The sequence below is a fragment of the Microcoleus sp. LEGE 07076 genome, from assembly GCF_015207455.1.
In the GTDB taxonomy this organism is placed as follows: Bacteria; Cyanobacteriota; Cyanobacteriia; order Cyanobacteriales; family Microcoleaceae; genus Microcoleus.
Genome location: NZ_JADEWV010000172.1, coordinates 1 through 12,735 on the forward strand (window position 1 = coordinate 1; position 12,735 = coordinate 12,735).

At 48.1% G+C, this 12,735-nt stretch carries 10 protein-coding genes and 2 pseudogenes; 9 read left to right on the forward strand and 3 right to left on the reverse strand.

Annotated elements, in window-relative coordinates:
• The 4 genes and pseudogenes from IQ270_RS22695 to IQ270_RS22710 all read left to right on the forward strand — a co-directional run.
• Positions 1-300 (forward strand): annotated as a pseudogene (locus tag IQ270_RS22695) (transposase); the annotation flags it as partial.
• Positions 301-358: 58 nt separating this feature from the next.
• Positions 359-970, forward strand: a pseudogene (locus IQ270_RS22700) (NIF family HAD-type phosphatase).
• Between the two features lie 59 nt (positions 971-1,029).
• Positions 1,030-1,506: a J domain-containing protein gene (locus tag IQ270_RS22705; RefSeq protein ID WP_193975466.1), complete on the forward strand. Its 477-nt coding sequence runs from the start codon at positions 1,030-1,032 to the stop codon at positions 1,504-1,506.
• Positions 1,507-1,575: 69 nt separating this feature from the next.
• Positions 1,576-1,848 (forward strand): DUF3143 domain-containing protein, encoded by a 273-nt coding sequence (locus IQ270_RS22710; protein ID WP_193975467.1) that lies wholly within the window; start codon positions 1,576-1,578, stop codon positions 1,846-1,848.
• A gap of 186 nt (positions 1,849-2,034) precedes the next feature.
• Here IQ270_RS22710 and IQ270_RS22715 read toward each other — a convergent pair whose 3' ends face one another.
• The 3 genes from IQ270_RS22715 to lysA form a co-directional block, all read right to left on the reverse strand.
• Positions 2,035-2,781 carry an isoprenyl transferase gene (locus tag IQ270_RS22715; RefSeq protein WP_193975468.1) on the reverse strand — a complete coding sequence of 249 codons (747 nt, stop codon included), beginning with the start codon at positions 2,779-2,781 and terminating at the stop codon, positions 2,035-2,037.
• 20 nt (positions 2,782-2,801) lie between these two features.
• Positions 2,802-3,695 (reverse strand): diadenylate cyclase CdaA, encoded by an 894-nt coding sequence (gene cdaA / locus IQ270_RS22720; RefSeq protein ID WP_193975469.1) that lies wholly within the window; start codon positions 3,693-3,695, stop codon positions 2,802-2,804.
• 176 nt (positions 3,696-3,871) lie between these two features.
• The gene (gene lysA / locus IQ270_RS22725; RefSeq protein WP_193975470.1) at positions 3,872-5,287 is read right to left on the reverse strand and encodes a diaminopimelate decarboxylase; all 1,416 of its coding nucleotides are present in this window, start codon (positions 5,285-5,287) and stop codon (positions 3,872-3,874) included.
• 169 nt (positions 5,288-5,456) lie between these two features.
• Here lysA and rimI point away from each other — a divergent pair, with 169 nt between their 5' ends.
• The 5 genes from rimI to lepB all read left to right on the forward strand — a co-directional run bounded on the left by rimI (position 5,457) and on the right by lepB (position 12,589).
• Positions 5,457-6,074, forward strand: coding sequence for a ribosomal protein S18-alanine N-acetyltransferase (gene rimI, locus IQ270_RS22730; RefSeq protein WP_193975475.1), 618 nt, complete (start codon positions 5,457-5,459; stop codon positions 6,072-6,074).
• Positions 6,075-6,425: 351 nt separating this feature from the next.
• Positions 6,426-6,977, forward strand: coding sequence for a hypothetical protein (locus IQ270_RS22735; protein ID WP_193975471.1), 552 nt, complete (start codon positions 6,426-6,428; stop codon positions 6,975-6,977).
• Positions 6,978-7,012: 35 nt separating this feature from the next.
• A complete protein-coding gene (locus IQ270_RS22740) occupies positions 7,013-8,719 on the forward strand; it encodes a hypothetical protein (RefSeq protein WP_193975472.1) in 1,707 nt (568 codons plus the stop codon).
• Between the two features lie 472 nt (positions 8,720-9,191).
• Complete coding sequence (locus tag IQ270_RS22745; RefSeq protein ID WP_193975473.1) at positions 9,192-11,669, forward strand: ATP-dependent Clp protease ATP-binding subunit; 2,478 nt, start codon at positions 9,192-9,194, stop codon at positions 11,667-11,669.
• Between the two features lie 326 nt (positions 11,670-11,995).
• Complete coding sequence (gene lepB, locus IQ270_RS22750) at positions 11,996-12,589, forward strand: signal peptidase I (protein WP_193975474.1); 594 nt, start codon at positions 11,996-11,998, stop codon at positions 12,587-12,589.
• Positions 12,590-12,735: the final 146 nt, after the last annotated feature.

Below are 12,735 nucleotides of genomic sequence, written 5' to 3' on the forward strand. Positions count from 1 at the left end.
AATCAAGCTAAGTTAAGCCGCGAGGAATTGGCAGATTTGGACAGAAGAGAACAGTTTATTTATGACCAACAGGGCGCGATTATTAAGGCTTCTCTGGAAGCACGAGAAGAAGGAAGAGAGGAAGGAAGAGAGGAAGGAATAGAGGAAGGAATCGAACAAGGAATCGAACAAGGAAAGCGATTGGAGAAGTTGGCGATCGCCAGACAATTACTCTCACAGCTAGATAACGCCACCATCAGCCAAGTTACGGGGCTTAGCGTTGAGGACGTGCAAAATTTGCGCTCGTCGGGCGATTCATAGTTTAAAGTAATTCGGTACAGGAAGTGGAGCTAGACTTAGTGATGAACGATTTTTGATTATGGATTATAGCAAAAAACTACTGATTCTAGATATTGATGAAACTTTAATTTATGCTACCGAAGCATATCTCCCTCGGCAAACTGACTTTTTAGTGGAGCCATATCACATTTACAAACGACCGTTTATTGATGTCTTTTTGAAAAATTGCCTGGACTGGTTTGAGGTGGGAGTTTGGACATCTTCAACCCCGTCTTATGCGATCGCAATTGTGTCAGCCATCTTTGAAAATCCCAAAACTTTATCGTTTCTGTGAGCGAGCGATCGCTGCACGGTTGCATACGATATAGAATGGTTTGAGTATTATATGCGGAAAAATATCAAAAAAGTCAAGAGGAAAGGGTATGCTCTAGAATCAATTATTGCAGTGGATGATACGCCTCAAAAGTGGGAGCGCAGCTATGGCAATCTGGTACGAGTAAATCCCTTTGAGGGCGATGAAACAGATGATGAATTGAAGTATTTGCTACTTTATTTAGAACGACTCAGATATGAAGAAAATATCCGCAATGTCGAGAAAAGATTATGGCGAAATCAGCTTGCCAGATCGATCGGCGAGTCAGAAATATCAAACCCACAGCAAGTGACATCCCCAATCGATGAAGTTGATTAACGCCCAACTTTAGGCTAAAATGATCGAAAATTATTCATAACCAGCCTAGAGGCTCTGAGGTGACTCCTAACGAGGGAACTGCAAAAGACAAAAGTCAAAAAATCTCAGGAAAAACCCCCTTGGGTTCCAGTCATTACGGCTTGTTAGGGCTGCATCCTTCAGCTACGGCGATCGAAATTCGGCGAGCGTACCGGGAACTGAGCAAACTCTACCATCCCGATACCACCGACCTGCCGCCCTCCGTCGCCACCGCCAAATTTCAGCAGCTAAATAACGCCTACGCCACCCTTAGCAACCCAGAACGCCGCCTCGCCTACGACCTCAAAATAGGCTATTCTCGCCTGAACGTGATTGGGCCACCCCCTGGCTTCAATACTCCGGTTTCCCCAGGCCAAAAAACTTCTAACTCGGCTTACCTCGATCCTACGGATCGCCCTCTGTCCCCCGGAGAAATGTTCGCCCTGTCGATTATGGGAGCTACCTTGGTCGGATGTTTGATACTGGCGATCGCGATCGGCTTAATTCGCGGCAATTAAAGCCTCACCTCCCAAATCCCCAATCCGAAATCTAAAATCTAAAATCTAAAATCTAAAATCTAAAATTCCATGACTCTTCCTTCCGCTGACACTCCTTTGTACAACCATCCGCTGCCGGAAATCGAGCAGTGGCTAAAAAGCCGCGGCTGCCAACAAGACCGGCGAGAACTCCACTGCTGGCAGATCGATCGACCTACCTGGAAAGCAGAACTCTCCCTCGATCTCGACCAACTCACAGTCCGCTACGTTGACGCCGGGGCTGACGGCAAAGACATTCAGCGCTCGTTCAAATACTCCCTCTCGCGTCACGACATCGAAGATGCCGTTTTCTCAGGGCCGTAATTGGATTTTAGACTGGGGATTTGAGATTTTTAGATTTGTCTTCCAATCGACGATCTAAAGTAGTATCGTGCTTTTGAGCAAGACATCGGTGAAATTTGTATGAGATTTTAGATGCCGAATCAAGCTGAGAATCCACATCTAATTAGACACTGACAAATCAATCAAAAAATCCCAAATCCCACACCGCTAGACTTTGCCAAATCGGCGGCTGCGCTGCTGATAATCAGACAAAGCGTGGTGAAACTCCGATCGGTCAAAATCCGGCCACAACGTCTTAGTAATGTAAATTTCCGAATAAGCCATTTGCCACAGCAGAAAATTGCTCAACCGCATTTCCCCGCTCGTCCGGATCAGCAAATCCGGATCGCAAACATCAGCAGTATACAAATAGCGTTTAAATAAAACCTCATCAATCTCCTCCGGCTGCAACTTGCCCTCCTGCACCTGAGTGGCGATCGCCCGACAAGCCTGTACAATCTCCTGGCGGCCCCCATAATTCGTCGCCACCCGAAACAAAATCCCCCGATTGTGCTCCGTTGCCGTCACAGAACGCTCGATTTCGGCCTGCAAAGACTTCGGTAAAGCCTGCAAATTCCCCATAAATTGAATTTGCACGTCCTCGTCCACCATCTCCCGCAATTCTTGTCGCAGCTTGCCCTCGAACAAACTCATCAAAAAATCCACCTCCCCAATTGGCCGCCCCCAATTCTCCGTCGAAAAAGCATAGGCCGTTAAAGCTGGAATTCCCCAATCTTTGCAGCAGCGCAACAATTCCTTCAAAGCGCTAGCCCCCCTGCGGTGCCCAGCAATCCGCGGCAACCCCTTATTCTTAGCCCAGCGCCCGTTGCCATCCATAATCACTGCTATGTGCTTAGGCAGTAGTTCTTGTTCTAGATCCTCCGGCAACTTTTCCAAGCAAATTCCTTGATTCATGGTTTCTCCCGATTACCCAACTAACGGCGCAGTATCCGCTTTAACACTGTCACTCCCTTCAATCCTATCTGCCGTCCGAGATTGCCGATCGGAATTGGAGCCACAGCTCTTTCTCCCTCCGACGGAAACAGCTTTGCTTCGAGCAATTCCTTAAGTTTGCTGCTAGTCAAAGGTCGATTTAAACTTCCCATCTGCGCCAGAGAAATCGAACCCGTTTCCTCGGACACAACGACGCACACGCAAGCTTGCACCCGTTCGGTAATCCCCATCGCCGCCCGGTGGCGGGTTCCCAACTGCCGCGAGGCGCTGCGATCGGACAAAGGCAAAATCACCCCCGCCGACACGATCCGCGAAGCTCGGATCAAAACAGCCCCGTCGTGGAGCAAAGTTTGTGGCTGAAAAATCGTCTGCAACAATTCCTTAGAAACTTCAGCATTTAGCTTCACCCCCGGCACTGAAAAATCCCGATCGTCGATCGGAGAATCTGTTTCTACAATTAATAAAGCGCCCGTGCGGTTTTGCGAAAGTTCTTTTACTGCGTCCACAATTTCATCTATTACGCTATCCGGTTCCGGAGTAGGTCGGCGATCGCGTCCAAACAATTGCATAATTTCCCCCCGACCCAATTGTTCCAGAAATCGGCGAAACTCCGACTGCAATATTACCGCCATTGCTACAGCCGAACCAGTCACCAAGCTGTTTAGGGCAACGTGCAACAACCTCAATCCAGCCCAGTTGCTCACCGCCGCCGCCAGCATCAAAATAATAAATCCCCGTACCATCCACAGCGTCCGGCGCTCCCCAACAATGACGAGCACCAAATACGCAAGCGTAAATACCAGTCCAATATCGATCGCCTGAATCAATAGGGACTCAACGAGGCCAAAATCATAGCCAGATTGTTGATTGCTCATGGTTCATCGAACGCTACCGCCTGTGAACCGCGAACCGTGATGCACTCGAACCCGTGAACCATGAACAGTTATTATTCCACTCGCGTGACTAAACAAGCCAAAAGTAAAAAGTTAAAAGACAACCATCAAGAAATCAAAATGAATTATCTTACCTTTTACTTTTTATTTTTTACTTCTTACTTTTGAGTTCCGAGTCGTTCCGGCAGGCGGTCAAGCCTCAGCAAATCCTGGTAAGTTTCCCGCTCTAAAATCGTATCAACTTTCCCATCTCTCACCAAAACCGCCGCCGGTCGGGGCACTCGGTTGTAGTTAGAAGACATACTGTAATTGTATGCCCCTGTAGCCGTAACCGCGAGGACATCTCCGGCCCGACACTCCGGCAATTTCGCCTCTTTAATCAGAACATCGCCTGATTCGCAGTGTTTGCCGGCAATTGTCACTGTTTCCGTTAAGGAATCACGCATTTTGCCTGCTGCGACGACTCGATAAACTGATTGGTAAGTAATGGGACGCGGATTGTCTGACATCCCTCCATCGACTGCTAAATACGTCCGCATTCCCGGAATGACTTTTTTAGAGCCAACCGTGTAAGCTGTAACGCAAGCTGTACCGACGAGCGATCGACCCGGTTCGCAAAGCAATTTAGGTAAAGGCAATTGCTGCCGCTCGCAAGCTGCTACCACTGCGGTGCAAATTGTACGAGCCCAATCTTCAATGCTAGGAGGATCGTCCGTCTCAGTATAGCGAATGCCTAGCCCACCGCCAATATTAATTTCTGTTGCTGGCAATCCATAACTAAGTGCTTTTGTCAAGGTCTCAACTATGACATCGGCTAAATCGTCGTGGGGTTGCAGTTCAAAAATCTGAGAGCCGATGTGAGCGTGCACTCCTATGCAACATAGCGACGGCTGCTGGCTAATGAATTTAAAAACGTCATCGAGCGAACCCGGATCGAAGCCAAATTTGCTGTCGATTTGACCAGTTTTAATGTAATCGTGAGTGTGACACTCAATTCCGGGAGTAAACCGCACCATAACTCGTGTTGGTTCACCGGTTTTGCTGCTGACACCCAATTTTCCCAAATCTGCGAGAATCTCTAAATCATGCCAATTGTCGGCTACGGTAATGCAGCCGCTTTCGATCGCTAGCTGGAGTTCCTCGCGGGACTTGTTGTTACCGTGAAAGTAGATTTTATCTGGACTCACACCAGCTTGCAGTGCAGTGTGGATTTCTCCGGCTGATACTACATCTATACCTAAACCTTCGGAAGCGGAGATCGCACAAACCGCCAAACAACTCCAAGCTTTAGAAGCGTACAGCACTTGAGAAGAGCCCGGATAGTACCGTTTAAAAGCATCTCGGTACTGCGTGCAAGCCGCCCGCAGCGTTTCTTCGTCTAAAATGTAGAGCGGCGAGCCAAATTGCTCCACCAACGCTGTCACCTCGCAGCCTCCGATTTCCAGCCTGTCTCGGCTGTTAACACTGGCTGTCAGCGGTAAAAGTTCTTGATTGGGCGATCGACTTTGGAAGGCTTCTTTCGACTCAGACAGATACTGAAGTCCAGATTTCCCTATAGATTGAGTTAATACCATCGCGCAATAACTAACTATCTTTACTTGTGTTATCCAGTGTACAATCGACTGAAACCAATTGTGTCAATTGCCCCAGATTCATTCCCACAGCAGACTGACTGACGGCGACACTGGTAAGCTCCGCATCCTTCCAGTGAGTAATTATCAAATCTCAAATCTCAAACTATTTGTGCGTTTTCTCGAAATTAAACATCTCGCCTCAGAACACCTGCCTAGTGCTGTAGAACTAGATAGACTTTGTTTTGGGGGAATTTGGGCGATCGAAGGCTACAGGCGCGAGTTAGACAGTCCTAACAGCGATTTACTGGGTTTGTGGCTGCGGGAAACTGCGGACTCTCAATCAACTCAAAACCGGGCCCGCACGCACCATCCACCGCCCCTACAGATTCCCCCAACTCTCATCGGTGTGGGTTGTTTGTGGGCGATTTTAGAAGAAGCTCACATTATCATGTTGGCAATTCATCCTCAGTTTCAACGTCAGGGTTTGGGACAAGCTCTGCTTTGGGCTTTGCTAAAATCGGCTTGCGACAGACAATTAGAGCGCGCAACTTTAGAAGTACGGGATTCTAATTTAGCCGCAGTTTCCCTGTATAAAAAGTTTGGTTTTAAAGAGGCGGGACGGCGCAAACGATACTACGAAGACACCGGAGAAGATGCTCTGGTGATGTGGCGCAGCGGCCTGGAAAAACCGGAATTTCAGCGATATTTGACGGTTGAGAAAGCGGAGATGTGCGATCGGCTGCATCAGAAAAAGTGGCATTTGGCGATCGATAGTTTTGAGTTTTGAGTTTTGAGCATGAGGCTCCAGAAACCGGGTTTTTAGGAAAATACTTGCCACCCGCAAATTAGATTAATTTTTACCAACCTAACTTGAAGCTGGGCGTAGATAGAATTACTTAGACTTTTAAAGTATTTAGTTATCTTGGCAAAAAAATCTAGTAAATTTACGGATTTACAATACCGCGAGTCAGCTTTAATCTGTATCCCAAGATTTTGTTTTCGTTAATTGCTGCTACACACGAAAACAAACTGCTGTGGCTAAAGCCTGTCAAATCAGGAATATCCAATGAACATAAAATATGGACTGACCGCTATCCTGGGGACATATTTGATATCCACATTCGGAGGAGCGACCGCTATGGCAGCTACAATAACAGGCACAATCAAAGTCAACATCGACGTCGCCTACGTCACCGATCCCAAATTCGCGGGTGTCTACACCGGTGACTTTTCCTACGACGATACACATCTGACTAAAGTCGGCGAGGAGGCCATGACCATCAACGATCGAATTATACCAGGACTGCTATCGCTGAATTTTAGATTTCTGGACTTTGCGGAGGGTTTAACTCCTGTCACCTATACGGCCAGTGATGATTTAAACTTCCCTGATGCTCCTGTTTTGGCTTTTGAGAACGGAGTTCCCACTCAATTTGGCTTCAACGTTTTTGGGGTAAATAAGAGTGGAGTTTTGGATGGAAATAACAGATTTATGTTTGGAGATCCGGGGATATTTCAGTTTTTCTTGCGAGATGGAGCTGTTACAGGTGGGGGGCTTGTGACCTTAGAAATTAACGAATCTCCTCCTACTGCTGTACCAGAGAACGCCTCCCCCTTGGCCTCATTGTTGGCTTTTTTGGGATTGGGTGGAGTTCACTTGTGGAGAAAGTCGAGAAAGGGAAACAATTAATCATCTTTAGCAACATAACTTGAGAGGAATGAACGATGGCAATAATCGATACTCCGTTTTTGGTGACAGGTGGTGAAACTAAGAGACCGCCCAACAATGCTTTTAGTCCAAGTCAGCGTCAAATAAATATCCGTGCGCCTTTGGGCATTCCCTCCGCTGACCAATGGAGCGGTGAAAAAGTATGGCTGCTGATTCCTGGTTTCACAGCACCCAGCGATTCTTTTGATGCAACTCTGGCGGCAGCCATCGATGATGCTAACCCAACTGATACAGTTTTAGTCCTGGACTGGACTCAAGTGAGCGGCACCCCAACAAATAATGCAACAGCAGGGATCGGAATGGGAGACCTTTACAGGTCTGGTTCCTGGATTACTCCAGTGGCAAACGCAGTCCGAGACAAACTTGTGGAGTGGGGAATGCCAGCCGCAGCACTCAATATTATTGGTCATAGTCTTGGTGCTCACCTTGCCAGCGAACTTGCCGCCACTTTCAATACTACCTATGGGAGTCAAGTAGGTTCGGTTACGGCCCTTGACCCAGCATCAAATACTGCAAGATTCGTGAGTCCCTACGATACAACTAATGGCTTCGATACTGACCTGTCAAATGGATACGTATTAGATAAAAAGGGAGGAATTGCAGACCCAATCGAACGCTTAGACTTTGGTGCTACAGCTTCAAGAAGAAGTTTTAATGGCATCAGTAGTGTAGCGGGAAATGAAGCTCAAGCTGGAACTGCCAGGGAATCTTTCCTTTTTGACTTCGGCACCACTGCGAAAGATCAGCACAGCAGTGTCATCACCGCCTACACAAATTTGGTGACAACTGATGCAGCCGGCAATTCTCGTTTAGCCACCAATACTCTGGGTCTGGATGACACGCAGGCCGATCATCAATTTCGACCAAACTTTTATAAAGGGGATGCTCCTAACTCTCTTCAAGTGCATGAAGGAGTGATTCCCGTTGATGCTCAAGATAATCCTTTGTTTCTGGTTGCTGCTAAAGCTGCTGGCGGAATAAATGACCGAATTATCTATGGGACTAACGGAGACGACGAATTCAGATTAAGTGGGAATTTTGCGAAATATTACAACAACAACGGCAACCATAGTTATAATGTTGGTAACGGCAACGATCTTGTGTTTGGTGGCATAGGTAATGACATCATCTTCGGCGGGGCTGGAAATGACACGGTTGATGGTGGAGATGGGAATAATCAGATATATGGTGATGACGGTAATGATATTCTCGGTGCTGGCCTAGGCAATGACACCCTCTACGGCGGGGAGGGAATTGACATCATTAATGGCGGAGATGGGACTAATGACATTTATGGGGATGCGGGTAATGATTATCTGACTGGTGGAAACGGCACTAATAGGTTTTTTGGTGGTTCTGGAAACGATGTTCTACAAGGTGGTACGGGTCTAAACTTACTCAAAGGTGCAGACACTAACACGATATTGAGTGATGAGGTAGATACTTTAATCGGCAACCCTAGCGCCAGACTAAACGCATTTTATATTGGCGATCGCGCAATCAATTGGTACTCAGCCAATGGTTTGAATGATTACGCCTACATTGTTAACTTCAATCCACAAAGGGACATAATTTTGGGTGGCGTGAATATTGAAGCGCAAAACCTGATTACTCAAACTTTTCTCTGGGCTGGAGGTGAATTGATTGCAAAGATTGAGGGTTTGTGGGCTTCGCAACTACAGTTCCCTACAAGGATATTTTAGGCTTAACCTCTCCCCGGTTTTGCAGAGGCCGCCGTAATTCGTCAGTCTGACCAAAACCTACAAATACAGCAGTTCAGAAGCGGATTTTGGTTACAAATCGCCCATCGAACCAATAAGTTTTGTAAAAAAACAGCCGTACTCTTCGATAAATATCAAATTTTCAACTACATAACTGCCTAAAAGATTATGCTAGAATCCTCAATACATAGTCAGTCGTAGGTTGGGCACAGACCGAGAAGAGCAATCTTCTTGCAGTCTAGGGGAGGTTGTAGGTCAGCCACCATTTGGGTCTTCCCAGTTGAAAGCCACCCTGCAACATGAGCCTGGAATCTGCAACCGCAGCCGAATGCGGCAGAGCGGTTGGGAGTGTCGCGCTAGAATAAGCAGTACGAGTTAACACTCGACTAAAAACGCTCGTTGTGCGAGCGTGACCTCGAAACGGGCACATAGCAGCAGGTGATGGGAATAAATCATGTTTGAACGCTTCACAGAAAAAGCAATAAAAGTAATCATGTTGGCCCAGGAAGAAGCTCGCCGCCTGGGTCACAACTTCGTAGGGACAGAACAGATCCTCCTGGGTCTGATCGGGGAAGGAACCGGGGTTGCAGCTAAAGTCCTCAAATCAATGGGGGTCAACCTCAAAGACGCTCGGATTGAAGTTGAAAAAATTATCGGGCGCGGTTCGGGCTTCGTAGCAGTCGAAATTCCGTTCACCCCCCGGGCGAAGCGGGTTCTGGAACTGTCGCTAGAAGAAGCTCGCCAACTCGGACACAACTACATCGGCACCGAACACCTGCTGCTGGGCCTGATCCGCGAAGGTGAAGGAGTGGCGGCCAGAGTCCTAGAAAATCTGGGAGTAGATTTGTCGAAAGTCCGCACGCAAGTGATTCGGATGCTGGGAGAAACCGCAGAAGTCGCAGCGACGGGCGGCGGCGCGCGCACTAAAACTCCAACCCTCGACGAATTCGGCGCTAACCTCACTCAAATGGCTGTCGATGGCAAGCTAGACCCGGTAGTGGGACGGCAAAAAGAAATCGAACGGGTAATTCAAATCCTCGGCCGCCGTACCAAAAATAATCCGGTGCTGATTGGCGAACCGGGAGTTGGTAAAACGGCGATCGCCGAAGGGCTAGCCCAGCGCATCGCTAATAACGATATTCCAGACATCCTGGAAGAAAAGCGCGTCGTCACTCTCGACATCGGTTTGTTGGTCGCGGGGACGAAATACCGGGGCGAATTTGAGGAACGCCTCAAAAAAATCATGGACGAAATCCGCACTGCGGGTAACGTGATTTTGGTGATTGACGAAGTGCACACTTTGATCGGTGCGGGTGCGGCGGAAGGGGCGATCGATGCAGCTAACATTCTCAAGCCGGCTTTGGCTAGAGGGGAACTCCAGTGTATCGGCGCTACCACCCTCGACGAGTACCGCAAGCACATCGAGCGCGACGCAGCCCTAGAACGGCGCTTCCAGCCGGTGATGGTGGGCGAACCGACTGTTGACGAGACGATCGAGATTCTCTTCGGCCTGCGGGAACGCTACGAACAGCACCACAAACTGAAAATCTTGGACACGGCCCTGGAAGCTGCAGCCAAACTCTCAGACCGGTACATTTCTGATCGCTTCCTCCCAGACAAAGCAATTGACCTCGTAGACGAAGCAGGTTCGAGAGTGCGTTTGATCAATTCGCAACTGCCCCCCGCAGCCAAAGAACTTGACAAAGAACTGCGCCAAGTCCTGAAAGATAAAGACGAAGCGGTGCGTTCTCAAGACTTTGACAAAGCAGGAGAATTGCGCGATCGAGAAATGACGATCAAAGCAGAAATTCGCGCAATTTCCCAAGCTAAAAAAACTGACTCGACCCGCACCGGGGAAACCGACCCATCGCCAGTTGTTACCGAAGAAGATATCGCCCAAATTGTGGCAAGCTGGACGGGGGTTCCGGTGAACAAACTCACCGAATCTGAATCGGAAAAGCTGCTGCACATGGAAGATACTTTGCACCAGCGCTTGATCGGTCAGGAAGAAGCTGTGAAAGCGGTTTCTAAGGCGATCCGCCGCGCCCGGGTAGGCTTGAAAAATCCTAATCGCCCGATCGCCAGTTTCATCTTCTCCGGGCCCACAGGCGTCGGCAAAACCGAACTGACAAAAGCCCTGGCTGCCTATTTCTTCGGTTCCGAAGACGCGATGATCCGGCTGGATATGTCGGAATACATGGAACGTCACACCGTCTCCAAACTGATCGGTTCCCCGCCGGGATACGTCGGCTACAACGAAGGTGGCCAACTCACAGAAGCAGTCCGCCGCCGTCCTTACACGGTAGTGTTGTTTGACGAAATCGAAAAAGCCCACCCCGATGTCTTCAATATGCTGTTGCAAATATTGGAAGACGGCCGTTTAACCGATGCCAAAGGCCGCACCGTGGACTTCAAAAACACGCTGCTGATCATGACTTCAAACATCGGTTCTAAGGTGATTGAAAAAGGCGGCGGCGGTCTCGGTTTCGAGTTCAGCGACAACCAAGCCGATGCCACTTACAACCGCATCCGTTCTTTGGTAAACGAAGAACTCAAGAACTACTTCCGTCCAGAATTCCTCAACCGACTAGACGAAATTATCGTCTTCCGTCAGTTGAACAGGGAAGAAGTCAAGGAAATCGCCGTGATCATGCTCAAAGAAGTGTTCGGCCGCTTGACAGAACAGGGAATCACGATGGAAGTCACCGAACGGTTCAAAGAACGGCTGGTAGAAGAAGGGTACAATCCGAGTTACGGAGCTCGTCCGCTGCGCCGCGCCATCATGCGGTTGTTAGAGGATAGTTTGGCTGAGGAAATTCTGTCTGGCCGCATCAAAGACGGCGACATCGCCCTTGTGGATGTGGGCGACGACGGAATTGTTAAGGTAGTGCAAGGTCAAAAGCGGGAATTGTTACCCCAAGGTGCTGAGTAAGATTGAGTGGCGGGCGCGAGCTAAGTTGGGAAATAACCAATCTCGCTGTCGCCAAAAACTCAAATTTCTCACATAAAAAAAGGTAGAGAATTTTAATTCTCTACCTTTTTTCTGAGTTAAAATCAAGAGAATGCACGCTTGCTTTTTGGAGTATCTTCGTCTCAAAAAACATAAGACAGATAAACTAGGTTGCTGTAGGAGTGGGTTCAAGAGTGCTCGCCCGCGATCGGCTTTATGAATACCCAAACAAAGTTTTACGTTTAATTAGAGCGAGATACTTCAATGGCAATTAGATAATTAGCAGCAACTACATAGCGAGGACTTTCATGACATCTGAAGAAAAGAATTTGGGTACAGAAGTAGCAGGAAACCTACCTGAATCGTGGTGGCAGAAAGCCTGGAAGTCTCAGCGAGAAAATCTTCAGATAGTGATTATTGCTTTGGGTTTAGCAATAGTGATTCGAGCGTTCGTCGCCGAACCGCGCTACATCCCCTCAGATTCTATGATACCAACTCTCCACGTGGGCGATCGCGTCGTAGTCGAAAAAATCTCTTACTACCTCGAACCTCCAAAAACTGGGGACATCGTAGTATTTGCCCCGCCAGAAAAATTGCAAGAACAAGGTTTTACCCAAGACCAAGCATTTATCAAGCGGGTAATTGGCTTACCGGGTCAAACCGTGACTGTGAAAAAAGGTTTAGTTTATCTCAACGACCAACCTCTGGTCGAAAAATATATTGCCGAACGTCCTAAATACCAGTGGGGGCCTTACCGCGTCCCTGAGAATCAATACTTCGTGATGGGAGACAACCGCAACAACAGCAACGACTCCAGCAGGTGGGGATTTTTACCTAAGCAGAATATCATCGGCCGCGCTGTAGTGCGATTTTGGCCTCTAGAACGCATCGGGCAAGTTTGAAGTCACGAGTCATATCATTTCCGGTTACACCGTCAGGTGATGTTGACTGTTGACTGTTGACTCGATTTTATTATTCCGATGCAACCGTCCACTATATCATGAGTCATTAGTCATTGGTCATTGGTCATTAGTCATTAGTCATGAGG

Bases quoted from the DNA above. Each gene is read 5' to 3' on its own strand.
- IQ270_RS22710 (WP_193975467.1), top strand. From the start codon at position 1,576: ATGACTCTTCCTTCCGCTGACACTCCTTTGTACAACCATCCGCTGCCG.
- IQ270_RS22715 (WP_193975468.1), bottom strand. From the start codon at position 2,781: ATGAATCAAGGAATTTGCTTGGAAAAGTTGCCGGAGGATCTAGAACAA.
- cdaA (WP_193975469.1), bottom strand. From the start codon at position 3,695: ATGAGCAATCAACAATCTGGCTATGATTTTGGCCTCGTTGAGTCCCTA.
- lysA (WP_193975470.1), bottom strand. From the start codon at position 5,287: ATGGTATTAACTCAATCTATAGGGAAATCTGGACTTCAGTATCTGTCT.
- IQ270_RS22735 (WP_193975471.1), top strand. From the start codon at position 6,426: ATGGCAGCTACAATAACAGGCACAATCAAAGTCAACATCGACGTCGCC.
- IQ270_RS22740 (WP_193975472.1), top strand. From the start codon at position 7,013: ATGGCAATAATCGATACTCCGTTTTTGGTGACAGGTGGTGAAACTAAG.
- IQ270_RS22745 (WP_193975473.1), top strand. From the start codon at position 9,192: ATGTTTGAACGCTTCACAGAAAAAGCAATAAAAGTAATCATGTTGGCC.
- lepB (WP_193975474.1), top strand. From the start codon at position 11,996: ATGACATCTGAAGAAAAGAATTTGGGTACAGAAGTAGCAGGAAACCTA.